20 protein-coding genes are annotated in these 19830 nt (G+C 70.1%); 6 read left to right on the forward strand and 14 right to left on the reverse strand.

Annotated elements, in window-relative coordinates; translation table 11 throughout:
- Nucleotides 1–26: 26 nt before the first annotated feature.
- The 6 genes from OH768_RS06605 to OH768_RS06630 form a co-directional block, all read right to left on the reverse strand.
- Complete coding sequence (locus OH768_RS06605) at nucleotides 27–1379, reverse strand: beta-1,3-glucanase family protein (RefSeq protein ID WP_406450988.1); 1353 nt, start codon at nucleotides 1377–1379, stop codon at nucleotides 27–29.
- A gap of 178 nt (nucleotides 1380–1557) precedes the next feature.
- Complete coding sequence (locus tag OH768_RS06610) at nucleotides 1558–2907, reverse strand: D-arabinono-1,4-lactone oxidase (protein ID WP_406450990.1); 1350 nt, start codon at nucleotides 2905–2907, stop codon at nucleotides 1558–1560.
- 46 nt (nucleotides 2908–2953) lie between these two features.
- A complete protein-coding gene (locus OH768_RS06615) occupies nucleotides 2954–4225 on the reverse strand; it encodes an MFS transporter (protein WP_406450992.1) in 1272 nt (423 codons plus the stop codon).
- Nucleotides 4226–4284: 59 nt separating this feature from the next.
- Entirely contained in the window at nucleotides 4285–5553 is a 1269-nt protein-coding gene (locus OH768_RS06620) for an amino acid deaminase/aldolase (protein ID WP_406450994.1), read from the reverse strand.
- Between the two features lies 1 nt (nucleotide 5554).
- On the reverse strand, nucleotides 5555–6418 hold the full coding sequence (locus OH768_RS06625; protein ID WP_406450996.1) for an SDR family NAD(P)-dependent oxidoreductase: 864 nt from the start codon (nucleotides 6416–6418) through the stop codon (nucleotides 5555–5557).
- A gap of 74 nt (nucleotides 6419–6492) precedes the next feature.
- A complete protein-coding gene (locus OH768_RS06630) occupies nucleotides 6493–7326 on the reverse strand; it encodes an SMP-30/gluconolactonase/LRE family protein (RefSeq protein ID WP_406450998.1) in 834 nt (277 codons plus the stop codon).
- A 252-nt stretch (nucleotides 7327–7578) separates the two neighbouring features.
- On the opposite strand from OH768_RS06630, the gene OH768_RS06635 reads away from it, so the two are divergent.
- Nucleotides 7579–9120: a succinic semialdehyde dehydrogenase gene (locus tag OH768_RS06635; protein ID WP_406451000.1), complete on the forward strand. Its 1542-nt coding sequence runs from the start codon at nucleotides 7579–7581 to the stop codon at nucleotides 9118–9120.
- Between the two features lie 40 nt (nucleotides 9121–9160).
- Entirely contained in the window at nucleotides 9161–9970 is an 810-nt protein-coding gene (locus tag OH768_RS06640; protein ID WP_406451002.1) for a class II aldolase/adducin family protein, read from the forward strand.
- A gap of 19 nt (nucleotides 9971–9989) precedes the next feature.
- On the opposite strand, the gene OH768_RS06645 is transcribed toward OH768_RS06640, so the two are convergent.
- Nucleotides 9990–10628 carry a TetR/AcrR family transcriptional regulator gene (locus tag OH768_RS06645; protein ID WP_406451004.1) on the reverse strand — a complete coding sequence of 213 codons (639 nt, stop codon included), beginning with the start codon at nucleotides 10626–10628 and terminating at the stop codon, nucleotides 9990–9992.
- A 191-nt stretch (nucleotides 10629–10819) separates the two neighbouring features.
- Here OH768_RS06645 and OH768_RS06650 point away from each other — a divergent pair, with 191 nt between their 5' ends.
- Entirely contained in the window at nucleotides 10820–11581 is a 762-nt protein-coding gene (locus OH768_RS06650; RefSeq protein ID WP_406451006.1) for a class I SAM-dependent methyltransferase, read from the forward strand.
- Nucleotides 11582–11644: 63 nt separating this feature from the next.
- On the opposite strand, the gene OH768_RS06655 is transcribed toward OH768_RS06650, so the two are convergent.
- From OH768_RS06655 to OH768_RS06680, 6 genes are all read right to left on the reverse strand, one after another.
- Nucleotides 11645–11806: a hypothetical protein gene (locus tag OH768_RS06655; RefSeq protein WP_406451008.1), complete on the reverse strand. Its 162-nt coding sequence runs from the start codon at nucleotides 11804–11806 to the stop codon at nucleotides 11645–11647.
- Entirely contained in the window at nucleotides 11803–11943 is a 141-nt protein-coding gene (locus OH768_RS06660) for a hypothetical protein (RefSeq protein ID WP_406451010.1), read from the reverse strand. Before OH768_RS06660 ends, OH768_RS06655 begins: the two co-directional genes overlap by 4 nt.
- Nucleotides 11940–12569, reverse strand: coding sequence for a tetrahydrofolate dehydrogenase/cyclohydrolase catalytic domain-containing protein (locus OH768_RS06665; protein WP_406451012.1), 630 nt, complete (start codon nucleotides 12567–12569; stop codon nucleotides 11940–11942). The genes OH768_RS06660 and OH768_RS06665 overlap by 4 nt, the downstream gene beginning before the upstream one ends.
- A 206-nt stretch (nucleotides 12570–12775) precedes the next feature.
- A complete protein-coding gene (gene purU / locus OH768_RS06670) occupies nucleotides 12776–13684 on the reverse strand; it encodes a formyltetrahydrofolate deformylase (RefSeq protein WP_406451014.1) in 909 nt (302 codons plus the stop codon).
- A complete protein-coding gene (locus tag OH768_RS06675; RefSeq protein WP_406451016.1) occupies nucleotides 13681–14553 on the reverse strand; it encodes a methylenetetrahydrofolate reductase in 873 nt (290 codons plus the stop codon). The genes purU and OH768_RS06675 overlap by 4 nt, the downstream gene beginning before the upstream one ends.
- Before the next feature lie 223 nt (nucleotides 14554–14776).
- On the reverse strand, nucleotides 14777–16117 hold the full coding sequence (locus tag OH768_RS06680; protein WP_406451018.1) for an aminomethyl transferase family protein: 1341 nt from the start codon (nucleotides 16115–16117) through the stop codon (nucleotides 14777–14779).
- An 881-nt stretch (nucleotides 16118–16998) separates the two neighbouring features.
- On the opposite strand from OH768_RS06680, the gene OH768_RS06685 reads away from it, so the two are divergent.
- Together OH768_RS06685 and OH768_RS06690 are read left to right on the forward strand one after the other, a co-directional pair.
- A complete protein-coding gene (locus OH768_RS06685) occupies nucleotides 16999–17898 on the forward strand; it encodes a LacI family DNA-binding transcriptional regulator (protein ID WP_406465170.1) in 900 nt (299 codons plus the stop codon).
- A 635-nt stretch (nucleotides 17899–18533) separates the two neighbouring features.
- On the forward strand, nucleotides 18534–19022 hold the full coding sequence (locus OH768_RS06690) for a hypothetical protein (RefSeq protein ID WP_406451020.1): 489 nt from the start codon (nucleotides 18534–18536) through the stop codon (nucleotides 19020–19022).
- 121 nt (nucleotides 19023–19143) lie between these two features.
- Here OH768_RS06690 and OH768_RS06695 read toward each other — a convergent pair whose 3' ends face one another.
- Nucleotides 19144–19566, reverse strand: coding sequence for a YjbQ family protein (locus tag OH768_RS06695; RefSeq protein WP_388103954.1), 423 nt, complete (start codon nucleotides 19564–19566; stop codon nucleotides 19144–19146).
- A gap of 122 nt (nucleotides 19567–19688) precedes the next feature.
- Here OH768_RS06695 and OH768_RS06700 point away from each other — a divergent pair, with 122 nt between their 5' ends.
- Nucleotides 19689–19772 carry a putative leader peptide gene (locus tag OH768_RS06700; protein ID WP_315986669.1) on the forward strand — a complete coding sequence of 28 codons (84 nt, stop codon included), beginning with the start codon at nucleotides 19689–19691 and terminating at the stop codon, nucleotides 19770–19772.
- Nucleotides 19773–19830: the final 58 nt, after the last annotated feature.

A 19830-nucleotide genomic window follows, 5' to 3' on the forward strand; every position in this document is an offset into this window, starting at 1 on the left:
GGCCCCGCTTCGCGCTGTTGACGTGCCTACCAGCCGACGGCGACCAGCAGCCACTGCGGGTCGGCGTGCGAGATGAAGGAGGACTGGCCCGCGACATCGTCGTAAGGGAAGCCGTAGGCAAGCTGGTTGATGGCGTTGTCGTGCCAGAACTTGGCGTAGTAGTTCGCGGGTGCCGCCTTGTAGAACTGCGCCGGGTCGGACTGCTGCGACGCCGGCAGGGTCGCCACATGGCGGTTGAGGGCCGCGCACATGTTGGGGTCGGCGGCCAGCGAGCCTGCGCAGCCGAAGATGTCGGAGGTGGCCGCGTTCACGCCGACCGACTGGGCGTACGACGTGAAGTAGTTGGCGTTGGCGCCGCCCGCGCGGAAGCTGGGGTCGCTGCCGGGCGCGATGATCCGGTACGGCGCCTGCGTCTGGGCCAGCACCTTGAACTGGGACGGCACCGCGTCGGTGAAGCGCTGGAAGGTGGTCGCGCGGTCCTCGGCGAAGGTCGCCCGGTTCTCGCCGACCTCGGTGTCGTAGCCGTCCTTGCTGTGCAGGCGCATGGCGAGCTTGAGGCCCAAGGCGTCGACGCGGGTGGTGTTCCCGTTGAAGACGTTGTTGCCGACCGTGAACTCGATGAAGTCGTAGTACGGCCCGTTGGGTGTGCCCAGATAGAAGTACATGCGGCCCGCGGAGTTGGCCGGCATGTCGAGGTAGGGCTGCTCGGCGATGGAGTGCGTCTGCCCGTTGAAGCTCCAATACACCTGGCTGTCGGGGTACTTGCCGTTGGTGCGGTTGAGGATCTTCACCTCCACGGCGTTGTTGGCCGCCGGAATGTCGCTGGTGCTGCCCCAGAAGTCGTCGGGCGGGGTGGTGCTTCCGGGGCCGTAGACCTGGAACTCCCAGAGGGAGTAGCCCCATTGGGTGGCCCGGGCGGTGCCGTACACGCGGACGTACCGCCCGCTGCCGGTGACGGTGATGTTCTGGGTGCCGCCCGTCGAGGTGGTGGTGGAGTAGACGGTGGTCCAGGTGGTGGCGTCGGTCGAGGTCTGGATCTGGTAGCCGGTGGCGTAGGCGGTCTCCCAGTTCAGCGAGACGCGGGTGAGCTGCTGGACGGAGCCGAGGTCCACCGACAGCCACTGCGGATCGGCGAAGGCGGAGGACCAGCGGGTCCCGGTGTTCCCGTCGACGGCCGCGCTCGCGGGGAAGGACGCGCTCTCGGTCGAGGACGCGGTGGCGGGCCGTCCCTGGGACAGGAGTTGGTCGGCGGCGCGGGCGGGCGAGGGGGTCAGGGCGGCGAAGCAGGCGACGATCAGGACGACGACCAGACCGAGAGCCGTACGCGAGCGTACGGCGGCGGGTGAAGGTCTGCCGGATGTGCCGGCGGAGGTCTGCATGGGGGGTCTCCTCAAGGTTGGGAGCGCTCTCCCCGGGTTGTAGCCCCGCCACTGGCCGGCGTCAACAACTGAAGGCACTACTCACCCGAACTCGCCTTTTTCCTCCATGACTTGACGCCTCTGGTATGGACTTTCGGGTGACCGCCGAGGACGACGGGAGCAGTCGGACGGGCGCGGGTCAGTCGCCCAGCACCCTGCGCAGATAGGCGTTGGTGAAGCGCCGGTCGGGGTCGAGCCTGTCGCGCAGTGCCGTGAACTCGTCGAAGCGGGGGTAGGCGTTCGCGAGGTGGGCGGCGTCCCGGGTGTGGAGCTTGCCCCAGTGCGGGCGCCCCTCGTGGGCGACGAAGATGCGCTCCGCCTCCGCGAAGTACTGCCGATGGGGCATCCCCCGGTAGACGTGGACGGCTACATAGGCGCTGTCGCGTCCGGACGCCGTGGAGAGGGCGATGTCGTCGCCGGGAGTGGTGCGGACCTCCACCGGGAAGCTGATGCGCAGATCGGAACGCTCGATCACGGCCTTCAGTTCGCGGAGGACGTCGAGGACGGCCTCGCGCGGAACGGCGTACTCCATCTCGATCATCCGGACCCGGCGCGGGCTGGTGAAGACCTTGTACGGGATGTCCGTGTAGGTCCTGGCCGAGAGTCCCCGGCTGGTGATCCGCGCGATCGCGGGGACGGCGGAGGGGATGGTCCGGCCCACTGAATTGAGCGCCTGGAAGACGTTGTTGGCGAGGAACTCGTCCTCGAACCAGGCTCTGAGCCGGCCCAGCGGGGCGTGCGGGCCGGGGGTCCGGTTGTTGCGCAGGGTGGTGCAGTTGTCCGTGTGCGGGAACCAGTAGAACTCGAAGTGGTCGTTGTGCGCGTGGAGTTCGTCGAAGCGCGCGGTGACCGTGTCGAACGTCATCGGTTCCTCGTGCGCGGCGAGGAGGAAGAGCGGCTCGACGGCGAACGTGAGTGCGCTGACGACGCCCAGGGCGCCGAGTCCGACACGTGCCGCGGCGAACACCTCCGGGTTCCGGGTCGCGGAGCAGGCCAGCAGCGATCCGTCCGCCGTCACCAGCTCAAGGCCACGGATCTGCGCCGCGATCGCGCCCGAGTCGCGCCCTGTGCCATGGGTGCCGGTGCTGGTGGCGCCGGCCACGGTCTGCTCCATGATGTCGCCCATGTTCCTGAGCGACAGGCCGTGTTGGGCCAGAGCCAAGTTCATCGTCTTCAGTCGCGTACCCGCCTCGACGGTGACGGTGCCGGCCTTCGGGTCGATCGTACGGATCCCGCTGAGCCCGTCGGGGCGAATCAGCACGCCGTCGGTCGCGGCGGCGGCGGTGAAGGAGTGGCCGCTGCCCACCGCTTTCACGGTCAGGCCGTCCTCGGCCGCCCGGCGGACGACGGCTCGCAGCTCCTCCACCGAGGCGGGGGTGACGACTCGGGCCGGGCGGGCGGTGACGTTCCCGGCCCAGTTCCGCCAGCTGTCCGGCTTCGGGCTCGGATTCGCTCTGTGCCGGGGCGCGTTGGAGGGGAGCGTGTCCACGGCTTTCCTTTCTTCTCGGAGCGCGGGAGTCATCGGGGTACGGGATCTATCTGACGGACCGAACGCGGTACACGAGCACGACCCCCACGGTCGCGGCGACGCCGACGCAGGAGAACAGCAGCGGATAGCCGCGGTCGGAGGTGATGACGAAGCTGGCGATCAGCGGGGCCAGCGCGGGCGGAACGACCGTCCCGATGTTCATGATCCCGAGGTCCTGGGCCCGGCTCCCGGCGTCGGGCAGGACCTGGGTGATCAGCGCCTGGTCGACGGCCATGTACGCACCGAACCCCGCGCCCATGACGGCCGACGCCACCAGCGTGACGCCGAGGTCGGGAAAGCTCGCCAGAAGGAACCCGGATGCCGCCTGGAGCAGCGCCGCCAGCGCGACGAAGATCCGCCGTCGGCCGAGGCGGTCGGACAGCACTCCGGCGACGGAGCTGGCCAGGACACCGGCCACGAGGTAGAGGACCGTACAGGCGAGAAGGCTGCCGGCCGGATCGGAGACCTTCAGGTCGTCGGTCAGGAAGTAGAGGGTGTAACAGACGCCCAGGGAGTTGGCCAGGTTGACCAGGAGCCGTCCGCCGAACGCCCACGCGAAGTCGCGGTTCCTGAGCGAGCGGCCCATGGAGGTGAGCAGGGTGCGCAGCCGCAGCGCGGCCTCGGAGTCGTACGAGGTGTCACGGAAACGCGCGAGGAACGGCACGGTAGAGACGACCAGCAGGGCTGCGACGACGAGGTAGCCGCTCGCGGGAGACAGCGCGAACGCGGAGACGAGGGCGATGCCGACCACCACGCCGAGGGCCTGGGGGCCGTAGATCGCGCTGGACACCACACCGCGCTGGCCTACGGGGACGCGGTCGGCGATCATCGCGGTGAGCCCGGCGGTGGCGGCGCTGAGGCCGAGCATGCTCGCCGACCAGGCGAGGGTCACGCCCACCACCGTCGTCTGCTCCCCGGTGACCGTCAGCCCGGCCGCGAAGAACAGGGCGCCGCCCGCCAGCCAGAGTCTCCTGCGTCCGAAGCGGCTTCGGGAACGGTCGCACAGCGCCCCGCACACCGGGAGGGCGAGCAGCGAGACCACTCCGGCGAGGGCGTTGACGACGGCGAAGCTGTGGACCTTGGACACCGGGTCGATGACCTCCAGTTGCTGGGGCAGCAGCAGTTGGAGGGGCACGAGACTCGCCATCCAGTACCCGAACCAGACCAGACCGAACAAGGTGATCCAGCCACGGGAGACGGGCTCGGCCGGCGCATGACCGGCGTCTGTCGCGATGGCGGCTGCCGGCACCGGGGCCGGAGGGTGGAACTCGGTGGACATACAACCTCCGGAGAACGGAAACGGGCCTGTTCAGGTACGGATCACAGGTCAGGTACGGATCACAGGAAGGCGTGCCCCTCGCCCCGGTAGGTCGCGACCTCGTCGACGATCTCCGCGCCGGACAGCAGGTGGAGGGTGTTGACGCGTTCGCACAGTTCGCCGGCCTTGGCATGCCGGAACCACACGTGGTCGCCGAGCCGCAGCCCGTGCGCGGCGGCGCCCAGGACCGGTGTCTGGACCTCGCCGGTTCCTTCCCTGGGGTTGGTGCGCAGGCCGTGCGGCCAGGTGAGCGTCGGCTGGCGGTCGAGGCCGGGCGGGCCGGAGGCGATCCAGCCGCCGCCCAGCACGGTGGCGATCCTGGGACTCGGGCGGCGTACGACGGACATCACGAAGTAGGCGGCGGGCTGCGGGCGGAAGCGCCGGTAGAAGTCGAAGAGTCCGGGCCCGTAGAGCCCCGATCCGGCACCGATCTCCGTGATGACGTGTTCGGCGGCGGTCTGCTCGATGGAGCCCGTGCCGCCGCCGTTGACGAACTCCAGTGGCGCCACGGCCTCGACGGCGGCGACGACCGCTGCCCGCCGGTCGGCCAGCTCACCCGCGGACACGCGCTGCATGGCGCGGATCGCGGCCCGCCTGAGCAGCGACCCGGGCTGGTTGTCGCCCAGCCCGGCGATCTGGCCTTCGTAGGACATGAGCCCGGCGAGCCGGAATCCGGGCCGTTCCCGGATGGCGCGGGCGAGTGCGGCGGCCTGCCGGGGTGAGTGCACGGGCGAGCGGTACGGGCCCAAGTGGATGCGGCCACCCGCCAGTTCGAGCGAGGCGTCCAGATCGATACAGACGCGGATGTCGGGGCGGGAGGCGCCCACCACCTCGTCGACGAAGTCCAGTTGGCCGATCGAGTCGATCATGAGGGTGACGCGTGCGGCGGCCCGCTCGTCCGAGGCGAGCCGTTTCAGCGCGGCGCGGTCCGTCGTCGGATAGCCGATCACCACGTCCTCGTGGTCCTCGGCAAGCCACAGGGCCTCGGGCAGGGTGAAGGCGAGGATCCCCCGGTACCCCTCGTGCCGGACGGCACGCCCGATCAGTTCACGGCTGCGGACCGACTTGCTGGCCAGGCGGATGGTCGCCAGGCCCGCCGCCCGGTGTGCCAGCTCCGTGGCGTTGGCGTCGAAGGCGTCCAGGTCCACCACGGCGAAGGGCGGGTCCAAGTGCTCGGTCGCCTTGCCGAGTTGAACCATCCGGTCCTCGTCCGGCCCGGTGCCGGCGGATGCGGCCCTGCTCAAGACCGGCTTCTTCGCGTCCGGCCGGGACGTCGTGTGCGTACTCAATTCAGCGTCCTTTCTGGGAGGTTCGCCGGTTCCCGGATGCCAAGATCCCCTGAGCGGCGCTCAGCCTCTCCCGCTCTCGCAGGCCTTTGGCCTCGACGAGGGGGATCACCCGGCGCATCAGCCGGGGGAAGACTCCGACGGCCCGCTGGAAGCGGCCGGCGAACGGCGGGAACACCACTTCGACCGGCTTGGCGGTCATGGCGTCGACAACGGCCTCGGCGATACGTTCCGGAGCGTAGGACTTCTCCGCGAAGGCGATGGCGGAGGAGGGATCGGCCATCTCCTGGTCGAGCATGCGGGTCCGGGTGGACGGCGGATGGACGATCGTGAAGTCCAGCGGTCCGTCGCGTTCCTCGATGGCGACGCTGTGGTGAAAGGCCCGGAGCGCGTGCTTCGTGGCGCCGTAGGTGGCGTATCCGGGCAGTGGCAGGAACGACGTCATGCTGCAGACGTTGATGACGTGTCCGTGGCCCTGCGCGGTCATGCGCTCGATCGCCGCGCAGACCCCCGTGATGGTGCCGAGCAGGTTGATCTCGACGATGTCGCGGTGCTGCTGGGGGCGGAGATCGCGGGCGGTTCCGGTGTGGGTGATGCCGGCGTTGTTGACCAGTACGTCGACGGCGCCGAAGCGTGCCCGGGCCGCGTCGAACGCCCTGTTCCAGTCCGTGGGGCGGCGGACGTCCAGGGTGTGTGCGGTGGCCCGCTCGCCCAGGGCGTGGGCCCGGGCCAGGACGGCCTCCTCGTCGACGTCGGTCAGCAGGACGCGATGACCGCGTGCGATCGCCAGTTCCGCGATGGCGGCTCCGATGCCGCCGGCCGCGCCGGTCACGAGGACGACCCGGCCTTTTTCGGGTGGTTTTGGCATGGCCACAGATTCTCCTGGTCAATCGTCCAAGTCAATTGTTCAGATCGAATTCCCCCGGATTGTTACCGGGGGACTCACAGCCGCACCGACTCGATGCGCCCGCCGTTGAGTTCGGCGGCACGGACGGGATCGTCGGTCGGGACGGTGGCGGCGAAGAGGGTGCGCCCGTCCGGCCCGGCCATCAGGCAGCTCAGGGTGTGCCGGCTGGTGGCGACCCGGTCGAGGACGCGGCCACCGGGGGCGACACGCACGCATTCGCCGCGCAGGGCGTTGGCGATCCAGACGGAGGTGCCGTCGGCGTCCCACGCGATGCCGTCCGGTGCGATCGGGGACGAGGAGCGCTGCGCGACGGCCGGGTGGTCGAGGAGGGCCGAGATCCTGCGGGTGACCCGGCCCACCGCCCCCGGGTGATTCAGCAGGCGCCACAGGAGCGGCGGGATCAGGGGCGCCCACGGTTCCGGACGGGACAGGGTGCCGTCGGGGTTCCTGGAGAAGGCGGTGAGCCGCATGGCCAGGGTCTCGGCCACGATCACCGTCCCGCCGTCTGCGCTGAGCAGGGTTCCGTTCGGAAAGAGCAGAGGGTCCGTCAGCCCGAGCAGGCTTCCGTCCGGCGCCAGGCAGGCGATCGGGGCTCTCGTGGGGCCGGGCGGCGCGTAGAGCATGGAGTTCGGATGCTCGCGGGAGAACGCGTGGTAGTCGAAGCCGAAGTTGCCGACGTAGGCGCGCCCTTCGGGGTCGACGAGCATGTCGTTGACCGGACCGCCGACGATGTGGCGCAGATCGGCGTGTACGACCAGTTCGCCGTCGGCCTCCAGGCGGTGGACGCGGCCCCCGTCCATGGACACGACGAGCAGCCGGCCGTCGGGAAGCCAGCCGAGGCCGCCGGCCCGGCCGGGGACCTCGAGCACTGTCTCCGGCTCCCCGGCGCCGTCCCATCGGTGCACCCCGTGCCGTGCGCGAGGTCCGAGAACCACAGGGCTCCCCCGTGCCAGCGCAGGGACTCGGGAACGCCCAGGCCGCTCAGTGCGATCGATGTCGTTCTTTTCATCCAACCGCTCCTTCACATCCACACTTGGACGCTTGTACAAGACACTTGACTTGTACGATTGACCGTCTCATTCTGGATGAAGAGAAGTCAACGTTCCGGTGGGGAGTTTTCGGTGACGCAGAATCAAGCCCTGGTGGCGGACGGCCCCCCGGTGGGCACGGGAATCGTGGTGGACAACCCCGCCACCGGAGCGGTCGTCGGCGAAGTGCCCGACACGTCCGCCGAAGAGGTGGCGCAGGCGGTGGAGCGCGCCCGGCGGGCGCAGCGGGGCTGGGCCGAGCTGGACACGCGGGCCCGCGCCGAGTTCTTCGCGCGAAGCCGCCGCTGGCTGCTGGCCCACCGGGAGGAGATCGCCGACCTCATCGTCGAGGAGAACGGCAAGGCGCGGGAGGACGCGGTCGTCGAGATCGTCTACTGCGCGAGTGCCTTCGCCCACTGGGCGAAGCAGGCCCGCGGTCTGCTCGCGACGACGAGAGTCCGCTCCCTCTCGCCGTTCGTCCTGGGCCGCTCCATGTACACGCGCCGGGTGCCGCGTGGCGTCGTAGGAGTCATCGGCCCGTGGAACAACCCGCTGCTCAACTCCTTCGGCGACGCCATCCCCGCCCTCGCCGCGGGCAACGCGGTCGTCCTGAAGCCGTCCGAACAGACCCCGCTGACCGCGCTGTTGATGGTGCGCATGGCCCGTGAGTGCGGCTGGCCCGAGAACGTCTTCCAGGTCGTCACCGGTGCGGGTGCCACCGGCGGCGCGGTCGTGGACACCGTGGACTTCGTGATGTTCACCGGCTCGACCAGGACCGGCCGCCTGGTCGCGGCCCGCGCTGGCGAGCGGCTCATCCCCTGCTCACTGGAGCTCGGCGGCAAGGACGCCCTGGTGGTCCTCGCCGACGCGAACCTGGAGCGGGCCGTCAGCGTCACCATCCAGGGGGCCCTGTCCAACGGCGGCCAGATGTGCACCTCGGTGGAGCGGGTCTACGTCGAGGAACCGGTCTACGACGCCTACGTCACCCTGCTGCGCGAGCGGTTCCAGCAGGTCACCTCGGGCAGGCCGGCCGGGCTCGGCAGTGTCGACGTGGGAGCCGTCACCTTCCCGCCCCAACTGGCGGTCATCCAGGACCATGTCGACGACGCCGTGCGCAAGGGCGCCCGGGTACTCGTCGGGGGGCACGCCCCCGAAGGACCCGGCCGGTTCTTCGAACCCACCTTGCTCGTCGACGTCGACCACGGCATGAAGTGCATGCGCGAGGAGACCTTCGGCCCCACGCTGCCCGTGATGAAGGTCGCCGACGCCGAGGAAGCCCTCCGGCTCGTCAACGACAGCACGTACGGGTTGCAGGCCTCGATCATCGGCTCGGACATGAAGCGCGCCCGCCGCCTCGCCGAACGGTTCGAGGCCGGCTGCGTCACCATCAACGACGCCCAGACCAACTACATGGCCCTCGGCCTGCCGATGGGCGGCTGGAAGGAGTCGGGCCTCGGTGTCCGGCACGGGGCCGAGGGCTTCCGCAAGTACACACGGCTCCAGGCCATCAGCACGAACCGGTTCCCGATGCGCCGGGACATGCACATGATCCCGTACGAGCCCTCGGCCTACCGGTTCGTCCTCCGCCTGGTGGACGTCATGTACGGAGCCGGCCTCCGCGGCCGAGCCAAGTAGCAGTACCCGCCCCGCTGTTCGGATCACGAAAGGCCGGCCCATGACCACCACACCCGAGACACCCACGCACGCCTCCGTCGCCGCCCTGCCCAAGGGCGTCTTCCTGCCGCTGCCCCAGCAGAACCTGACCTTCGAGCAGGAGCGCGAGGTGCGCAAGCAGGAACTCGCCGCCGCCTTCCGCCTGTTCGCCCGCTTCGGCTTCTCCGAGGGCGTGGCCGGACACATCACGGCCCGCGACCCCGAGAACCCGTCGGCCTTCTGGGTCAACCCGTTCGGCATGTCGTTCAGCCAGATCCGCGTGTCCGACCTGATCCTCGTCGACCACGACGGCACGCTCCTGGAAGGCAGGCGCCCGGTCAACAACGCCGCGTTCTGCATCCACTCCGAGGTGCACCGGGCCAGGCCGGACGTGGTCGCGGCGGCGCACACCCACTCCGTGCACGGCAAGGCCTTCTCCAGCCTCGGTGTCCCACTGCTGCCGATCACCCAGGACGCCTGCGCCTTCTACGACGACCACGGCGTCTACTCGGACTACCGGGGCGTCGTGAACGACACCGAGGAGGGCCGGCGTATCGGCGCGGCCCTGGGTGACGGCAAGGCGGTCGTCCTCAAGAACCACGGACTGCTCACGGTCGGGACGTCCGTCGCGGAGGCCGCCTGGTACTTCATCACCATGGAGCGGTCCTGCCAGGCCCAGTTGCTGGCCATGGCCGCCGGAGAGCCTCAACTCATCGACTCCGAGACGGCGTTGACGGTCCGTGACCAGATCTCCGGTCCGTTGCCGGGCTGGTTCCAGTTCCGTCCGCTGTGGGATCAGGTCACGGCGGAAGAGCCGGACCTGTTCGAGTAGGCACCCCACACTCGCGCGTCTACGACGCCGGGCTCGGCTCCGCAACCGGGCTCGGCTCGGCCGCCGGCCGGGTCCGCTCGCGGGCCAGCGACAGCAGGTGCTCGCCGGTCAGCCGCAGGACCTCGCGGCTCTGTTCGCTGTCGCGGTCGACCAGCCAGCTCAGGGTGATGCCGTCGAGCACCGAGTTGAGATAGCGGGCCAGCACCGGAACGGGCACGGCCCATTCGATGGCCGCGGCCTCGGCCGCCTCCGCCAGGAGTTCCTCGTGGACCTCGCGGTAGTGCTGGTACTGGCGTCGGGCCAGGTCCTCGAACCCGGCCTGGCGCAGGGCGTAGTGCGTCAGCTCATAACTGACCTGGTGTTCCCCCGGGTTGAGCTCGACCGTGCCCCAGAAGGCACTCAGGCTCCTGGTGATCCGTGATCCGAGGTCTCCCTCCGCCTCGAACGTCTTGCGCGCGGCGGCCACCGTGCTGTCGGTGAAGCGGGTGAGGACTTCCTGCAGCAGTTCCTCACGCGAGGTGAAGCAGTAGTGGAAGACGCCCAGCGGCATTTTCGCCTCGTTGACGATCGCGCGCGTCGTCGCCTTCGCGACCCCCTCGCGGATCATCACCCGGAGCGCCGCCGCGATCAGCTCTTCGCGTCGGTCCTTCGCTGCCATACGAGACATCTGGCCCGCTTTCTGCTTCGGGAACGGAATGCGCGTGCCCTTCATGCTATCGCAGCGTCTTGGACGAACGACCAACATGACACCAAGCCGCCGCGACCGTGACCGTCCGCCGTCGGAGTTCCCGCGGGGCGAGTGTCTGCCGGGTGAGCACAGACGACGCGAACCGGCGGTGGACACGGTCCATGCCCGAGGCCTACGAACGTCACCTGGTCCCGGTCTCCTTCCGGCCCTTCGCCATCGACCTGGCCGCCAGGGCGGCGGCGCTGCGGCCCCGCACGGTCCTGGAACTCGCCGCCGGAACTGGGGCGTTGACCTCGGCCCTGCTCACCGCGGTGCCCATGGCCTCGGTGGTGGCGACCGACCTCAACGAAGCGATGGTCATCGCAGGATCGGCGCGGGAACCGCGTGCGGACTGGCGGCAGGCGGACGCCCAGGAGCTGCCCTTCGAGGACGGCAGCTTCGACCTCGTCGTGTGCCAGTTCGGGGTGATGTTCTTCCCCGGCAGGCCCGCCGCATACACCGAGGTGCGCCGGGTCCTGACCCCGCAGGGGCGGTTCCTGTTCAACAGCTGGGGCCCGCCGGCCACACACGGATTCGGGGCCGCCTTCCAGACCGCCCTGGAACAGTCCATGCCCGACGGGGCACCCCCGTTCCTGAAGGACGTGCCCCACGGCTACTCCGACCCGGCCGCGGTCACCGCAGACCTGACGGCCGCCGGACTGACCCTGGCCACCGCCGAGGAGGTCACGCTGGAAGGCGTCGCGGAGTCCGCGGTCTCCGTCGCCACCGGGTTTCTCACCGGCACACCGGTGAGCGCCGCCGTACAGGCCCGCGAGGACGCGCAGGCCCTCCAGGCCGCCGTCACGCAGAGGATGACGGAGCAGCTCGGCACTGGCGCTGTGACGGCGCCGATGACCGCGACCGTCTATACGGCGCACCCGTAGGCACGGCCCTCCCCATCCGGTGAGCACGGCCACCGGAACCGGGCGCGGCTCCGGCCTGGGCGGTCACAGTGCGGTGACGTCGGTGCGCCGGTTGTCCGGCTTGAACGGCAGCGCGGTGACCCTCGCCCGGATCTCCCGCCGCGGGGTGCCCGGTCGGCCCAACAGGACGACGACCTCCGTGCCGGGTGCCGTATGGGCGGCGTCGAGTACACACAGGGAGATCATCGCGGTACGCCCTTTTCGGCGTCCTCGACCAGAGCGTCCCGGCCGACGAAGTCGCGGTCGGGGACGCCCTTGCGGAACTGCCTCGGCGCACCCGGTGTGAGGATCGATGCCGGCAGACAGTCCAGGCCGTTGGTCACGATCCCGGCCTCGATGTGCTGAACAGGCTGGGCGCGGAAGCCGAGTTGGCGGATGCCGGCGTCCTGCCCGCCCGCCACGACCGCGGCCCAGATCTCGTTGGCGTGCTCGGTCGGCCCGTGCAGCTCGTACCGCAGCCGACGACGGCGACGCATGCGCCCCTGAGTTCGATGCCTTCGGCGTCGAGGAGTTCGATGACGCCGCTCGGGGTGCAGGGGCGCAGTCCTCGTTCGCCGCGGGCCAGCCGGCCGGCGCCGGCCGTGGTCAGGCCGTCGACGTCCTTGGCCGCGGGGATCCGGTCGATCAGGGTGGCGGCGTCGAGCTGGGCGGGCAGGGGCAGTTGGAGGAGGATGCCGGAGACGTCCGGGTCGGCCGCCAACTCGTCGATGACCGCGGCGACTTCGTCCCCGGAAGCGTGCCGGGAGAGGTGCCGGTGGAAGTCGCGCATGCCGGCCTCGCGGATGGCGCGGCGTTTGGCGGCGACGTAGACGGCGCTGGCCGGGTCGTCGCCGACCAGGATGGTCGCCAGACCGGGCACCCGTCCGCAGGCCGCCGTCTCGGCGACCCGTTCGGCGACCCGGGCCCGGATGTCACGGGCGATCCGGGCCCCGTCGATGGTGGTTGTCATGATGGCGAACCGCTTTCTGCTGGTGAACGCTGCACCCGGCGAAGAGGACTACCTGCCGAGATCGCTACGGGCCGACCGCGGATGTGCGAATGTACGGCGCCGGGACCGCGCGCCGGACGCGGGGGCCTGCCGTGTCCACCGCCCCCGGTAACCGGGGGCGCGACACAACCACCGTTCCCTGCACGGGCGTTGGGACGAGACGTGGTTCAGGCGAAGACGATGGTGTGCTTGCCGTTGCGGATGACCCGGTCCTCGGCGTGCCACAGCACCGCGCGGGACAGTACGGCGCGTTCGACGTCGGCGCCGCGACGGGTGAGGTCGCCGGCGGTGTGGGCGTGGCTGACGCGCACGACGTCCTGCTCGATGATCGGGCCCTCGTCGAGGTCCTCGGTGACGTAGTGGGCGGTGGCACCCACCAGCTTCACGCCGCGTTCCCTGGCCTTGGCGTAGGGGCCGGCGCCGATGAAGGCGGGCAGGAAGGAGTGGTGGATGTTGATGATCGGTACGCCGACCCGTTCGATGAAGTCGCCGGAGAGGATCTGCATGTAGCGGGCGAGGACGACGAAGTCGACGTTGTCCTTGAGGAGCCGCAGATGTTCGGCCTCGGCGGCCGACTTGTCCGCTCCCATGGAGGGGACGTGGAAGAAGGGGATGCCGAACGACCGCACCTCCTCCGCCGTGTCCGGGTGATTGGAGATCACCATGGCGATGCTGACCGGGAGTTGACCCTGCCGGTGGCGCCAGAGCAGGTCGAGCAGGCAGTGGTCGGACTTGGAGGCGAAGATCGCCACCCGCTTCGGCACGGACAGGTCGCGCAGGGTGCAGCTGAGGCCGTACGGCTTCACCAGCTCCTTGTCGAAGTCGGCGCGCAGACCGGGCAGTTCGGCCCGCAGGCCGTCCAGCCCGAACACCGTGCGCTGGAAGAAGGCGCCGCCCTGCGGGTTGTCGGAGTACTGGTCGAGGGAGACGATGTTGGCGCCGTGCCGCCCGAGGACCGAGGTCACGGCCGCGACGATGCCGGTGGCGTCGGCACCCTGGACGATCAGCGACGCCTGGTGACCCGCTCCCCCGGTCTTCTTGGCGATGCCGGTGGGTGCGGCCTGCGTGACGGTCATACGAGGTTGTCCTTCCTGAACTGGGCGATCCACTCGGACGTGGCCCGCAGGCCGCCGAAGGTGTAGAAGTGGATCTTTATGTCTCCGTGGCGGGCCGGGTCGTAGCCGTCCGCGAGTGCGCGCAGGAACTTGTCGGGGCCGGCGGTGCCCATCAGGTTGGTGATGGACAGGCCGTACTTCTTGGCGATGGAGGCGCTGGTGCCGACGCCGAACCGGGTGGCGTACGACATCAGGCGCCGCACACCGGCCGGTCCGGGGACGCCGATCCGGACGGGGAGCGTGATGCCCTCTCCGCGGACCTGCTCCAGCCAGGCCAGGACGGGATCCACGTCGAAGCCGAACTGGGTGATGACGCTGCCGTCGAGTTCCTGTGCGGCGATGGACGCGTTCTTCTCGCGCAGCGCGGACCACAGCGCGTCCCCGGCGATGTCCGGGTGGCCCTCGGGGTAGCCGCTGATACTGACGTGCCGGACGCCGTACTCCCGCAGCAGTCCCGTCTCGATCAGCGCGAGCGAGTCCTCGTAGGGGCCCTCGGGACGGGTGGGGTCGCCGCCGACGGTGAAGACGTTGGCGCAGGTGCCGTCGGCCCGGAGCCGGGCGAGGAATTCCTCGAACTCGGCCTGCGAGCCGAGGCGTCGGGCGGAGATGTGCGGTACTGGCACGAAGCCGAGGCGTTTCACCGCCCGGGACGCCTGCAGGCGCAGTTCGAGGTTCTCGTTGCCGAGGAAGGTGACGTTGATGCGGGTGCCCTGCGGGATGGAGTGCCGGGCCTCTTCCAGCTTCGGGACGTCCTTGCCCGTCATCTCCAGGGAGAAGTCCTCCAGCAGCGATGTGCTCACCGCCGCCGTGGGTGTGCCGAGGGGGTTCATCGTGCTCCTTGTCGATAGGGAAGGGCAGGCCGCGGGGCACGTGGCCCGACCGGCGGCGGGGTGGGCCTCTCGGCCCGGAGAAGGGGGAACCGGGCAAGGCGGGGAGCGGCGGCGGGTGGCCGGATGCGTAACGCTGCCTCCGGCCACCCGCCGTGCAGGGGCGCGGGGAACTGCGCGACCAGCCCCCACAGACCCGCAGACGACTCACCGGCATCCAGCGGAGCTACCCGCGCCGGTACTCCGTGCGCGCGTGCCGGTCGAACGGGCTGGCCTGGACGGTGGCGCGGATGCGCGGGAACCCGAGGTCGGCCTCGGGGTCGGTACCGGGGCCGGGGTGCTCGCCCCAGACGACGGTCACCTCGGTGCCGGACTCGGCGTGCGCGGAGTCGATCAGCGTCTGCGCCAGCACGGTGCCGACGGGGTCGATGGACGCGGTCTGCATGGTCGCGCCGACCAGTCCGGCCGAGGTCTCCACCCGGTGGCGGGCGTAGGTGAGAACGAAGCCGGGGTCCTCTCCCCCGCCGACGACCCGGCGTACATCGTCGGCGTCGAAGACCAGGGTGACCTTGGTGCGGCGGGGCTCGTCCTTCGCCTTGAGCAGGGCGTCACGGCCGTGGAAGTCGTGCCCGAAGTGGATCAGCTTGCCGTAGCCCAGCTCGTACGGGGAGACGTAGTAGTCGGCGATGTCCTCCGAGAAGTAGCTGCCGTTGAGGGGACGCTTTCCCTCGATGCCGAACAGGGGCAACCAGGCACGGTATTCCGCGAGTTCGGGGTCCGCGTAGATACCCGGGACCGGCGAGGGGATCCAGCCGCTCTCCACGCTCGGCGTGGTGTACGCCAGCGCGCCGACCTGCACCAGGCCCAGCGGCTCACCGGCCTTGAGGAACGCCTCGTGCACGTACGCGGCGTGCTCCCACGGGCCGATGAACTCGTAGCCGGCCTGCCCGGCCATGCCGTGGCGCAGCGCCTCGAAGTTGCGGCCGTCCAGGGTGACCGGTGTGGAGTGGAAGAACTTGGTCTCCGGCAGCGGCCCGCCGAAGACCTTCTCGATCAGCTCCAGTGCCAGCGGACCCTGGATCTGGTAGCGGAACAGCCTGGGATCACCGCCGCCGGGACGGAAGGCGGAGGACGTGTCGGTCTCGAAGCCGACGTCGTAGCCGCCCTTCTCCGCGTGGTACTGCACCCAGTGCTGGGCGGCGGGGACACCGCTGAGGAGGTACTTGTTCTCGGCACGCCGCAGGAGGATGCCGTCGGTGACGATCTTGCCGTCCCGAGTGACCGGTACGTACTGCTTGGCCTGGCCGATCGCGAACTTCTCGAAGTTGTTGGCGCCGTACTCGGCCAGCACGCGGGTGGCGTCGGGGCCCTCGATCCACAGGTCGTACATGTGGTGCGAGAGGTTGAGCAGGGCGACGCCCTCGTGCCAGGCCGCCTGCTCCTGGCGCCATCCGACGTACTCCCGCTCGACCACCTCCGGGGTCCACGGCTCGGCGTTCGGCTGCCACAGCAGACCGATGGGCGAACCGGCCTTGTCGATGCCGTCCTGAAGACTGGGGATTGCCATTGCGGCTCCTCTCAAAGCCATCTCCCTGAAGTACTAAATCGATCTAGTGAGTGACGCGGCTCGCCACAATCGGCTCACTTCAGGAGAAAAAGGAGATCGCTAGAACGATCTAGCGCAAGCTAGCAGACGGGTTGGGAGCTTGGCGAGACTCGCGCAGCACCTTTCTGCACTGGCCCCGCACGCCGGTCTCCGACGCCGGAAACCGGCGGTCACCCGCCCAGGCAGCGGCCACACACACCGCGTGCAGGCCAGGGCGTAGCGCAGGGCCGCGACGCCGTCGTGGAGCAGCACAGCCACGCCCGCCGGCCTCAGGGCCAGCGCCGCGCGCAGTTCGGGATCACGTGGACGCGGGAGGTACCGCACCGCGTCGGACGAGGTGTGAAGGGCACACTGCACACCCGGCCGGCCAGGTGCGTGTCACCGATGACGACGTACGTACGGACGGACGGACGGGTCTGTGATGCGGGTGATTCGTTGGATTCGAGGTCATGAGGCCGACGTCCTGCCTTGAGAGATGCGGTGAGCCGGTGGGCAGCCGACCGGCTGGAGCCCGTCCGGGAAGCCGAGCCGGTCATCGAGCGACCTTCGGCCGCCGGTGATCGTGAACGATGACCGGCGAGGGAGCCACGGCCGGCCTTCCGGCGGCGCCGCGGCGTACCACCCCTCGCCCGGCTTTCCGACGGCTCGGCGCGACGCCGCGAGGATACAGAGGGACGCGGAACTCCCGATACGCGCCCGATCCGGGGTCCCGCAGTCGCCCATGCTTCGGCTCCCGTGGGCCTCCTTACAATGGGTGAACGCCGTGTCGCCGGGACTCAGGTGCACACGGCAGCGTCAGAGCAGGGGTGATGGGGACTTCCAGAAGAGTCACGTTGAACGACGTGGCCGCGGCGAGCGGTGTTTCTCGCGCCACCGTCAGTTTCGTTCTCAACGACGACCCTCACCAGACGATCTCGGCCGCCACCCGCGACCGGGTGAAGCAGGCGGCCCGAACTCTCGGCTACGTTCCGCACGGCGTGGCGCGAGCACTGCGCGAAGGCACCTCGCGGGTCGTCGTCCTGAACATCGACGCGGGCATGGAAGGCGCGTACTCCCGCAGCTACATCCACGGACTCGACACGGAGCTGGCCGCCCACGACCACGTCCTCCTGGTCCGGCACGGCCACCACACCGCGCAGTCCACGCAGCAGGTCCTCGACGCCATCGTCCCCCGCGCGGTGATCCGCTTCGGCGAGACGTACCTCACCGGTCACGCCCTCGACGACCTGGGAGGCGGCTGGCGCAACGGTCTCGCCGCCCACGCCGCTCTCCAACTCCGCCACCTCGTCGACCACGGTCACACCCGCATCGCCCTGGCGCTGCCGGACACCGAGTCACCGCTCGCCGAGGCCCGGCTTCGCTTCGCCGGCCATGCCGCGCAGAACCTCGGCATCCCCACTCCGGTGTCCTTCACCGCCCCCCACGACCGGCCCGCCTGCGCCGACGCCGTCAACGCGCTCTTCGCCCAAGCCCCCGAGGTGACCGCGATCGCCGGCTTCAACGACGACATGGCCCTGCGCGTCCTCACCGCCCTGCGCGACCTGGGCCGGCGCGTGCCGGACGACACGGCCGTGATCGGCTTCGACGACACCGGCTACGGCGAACACGTCATCCCCTCGCTGACCACGATCCATGTCGACGGCGAGGCCCACGGCCGGCTCAGCGCCCGGCTCGCCCTGGGGCTCGACACCAGTGGCCTGGAGCCCCCGCCCGCACGGGTCGTCGTCCGCGAGTCGGTCTGACGGAGCGGGCCACTTCACGGTTGCGGCTTCGCCGTCCCGTCGCGGTGACTGCGGTCCCCGTCGACGGGCGGAGTTCTGCGTCATGACCGTGCCTGCGCCGACCGGAGGACCTGCGCTCTCCCCGGCATGGGCGAGCACCGCCTCCGGGCCCGCGGCCAGGCTCGGCTCAGCGACCGGAGGCCGGACGCGGAGGCCGCGCGGACTCGACGAAGGCGTCCATCCCTTCGGCGTGCCCGCCCGTTCGGGCTGCACCCATCAGCCGCGACACCCCGAGCCGGGTCACTCACGACGCCAGGCACCGTGAACGGCTTCGCCCCGCCGCCACCACAACGGCCGCACATTGCGCAGCTCCGCCGACTTACTCCCGTGCGAGTCGGCGGTCAGGACTTTTGCCGCCAACGGTGATCGCGACACCCACGGGGACTGTCACCAGAGGTGCGGGCACCGGCGCCTCCAGCCCGTGCTCGACCGACGGAAGCACGCCGCCGGAAGCACGCCTCGTAGCCCGAACCGCTCAGCACGATCGTGCGGGATGTCGCGCAGCACTTCACCGATCCGGAGGGTCCCCTGCTGAGGGTGTCGCTCTCCATGGCCTGACGGCCGCCCGAGAGACGGGGAGTTGAGAGACTCCTGTCATGGGATCTTGGGGAACCTTGGGGCCGGCGCTGTTGTCTCTGGCAGGTGTTGCGCTCGGCGCGGGCGGGTCGCTGTTCGGCCAGTATCTGGTGTCGCGAGCGAGTGCCCGGCGGCTTGAGATACAGGAGTCGGCCGCGCACCGTGCGGAGCTCAAGAACGTGATCCTTAAGTTCCTGAGCATCGCGTCACAGGTGGAGAAGGCGGCGCTCGCGCGCGTGGCCGATGGACAGGCCACGTCGGATCCCGTGCTCGACCGGCTCGTCGACGACCTGTGGCTTGCGCAGGCGGAAATCGACCTGGCTGCCAGAAGCGAGCCCCTGCGGGGCGCCGCGTATCGCTGGGCGGCGCGCCTCGCCGAGGCGGCCCGGGGCGAGATTGCCGACGCATCGGCACTGCGCGGGCCGCAGGTGCAGTTCATGGATGCCTCGTATGACGACCTGTGGCCCGGCCGGCGACGTGCGGCCGGTCATTCCATGGCACCTTCGTGAGGCGGTGGGCCGGGTGAGACGATCTTGATGCGGCCGGCGTGATCACGGCGTCATGCGCGACAGCCGACGTAGCCCCAACAGGCACTCTCCGCATCGACGGCCACACCCGGGACGATCCGGCTCATCCCAGGAAGCTCAACCGCACGAGACGGTCGGCATTGTCGGTGTTGGTGTCGACCAGGCAGACCGACTGCCACGTCCCCAACTCCAGCCGCCCGCCCAGCACCGGCAGCGTCGCGTGCGGTGGTACGAAGGCCGGGAGGACGTGGTCGCGGCCGTGTCCGGGGCTGCCGTGGCGGTGCTGCCAGCGGTCGTCGGCGGGGAGGAGGGTGTGCAGCGCGGCGAGGAGGTCGTCGTCGCTGCCGGCGCCCGTTTCGAGGATCGCGACGCCCGCGGTGGCGTGCGGGACGAAGACGTTGAGGAGGCCGTCACGGCCGGCCGCCGCCTCCCGCAGGAAGGCCTCGCAGTCACGGGTCAGATCCATGACCCGCTCCCGGGAGCCGGTGGCGACGTGCAGAACTCGGGTGGTGAAGGCAGCTGACATGCACCCATCCTGACCCATACGCCGGGTCGCCCACCCGGTCGGTCGACCGGCCCGTGATACGAGGGGTCCAGTCCGCGAGACACCGTTGACCGTGGCACGCCATCTGACCTAGTTTCGGCCGCATGTTGCGTTCAGTTCTGCTCACCACGCGCGGTCACATCGACCTGCTGCGGGTGGCCTCCGCCGCGTGTTGTCGCGGCTGCTGACGCCTTCTTCCGCCTCACCCCCTCCTTTCCCGCACTCCGTCGCGCCCGCGCACACCGT

Source organism: Streptomyces sp. NBC_01622 (genome assembly GCF_045209635.1).
GTDB lineage: Bacteria > Actinomycetota > Actinomycetes > Streptomycetales > Streptomycetaceae > Streptomyces.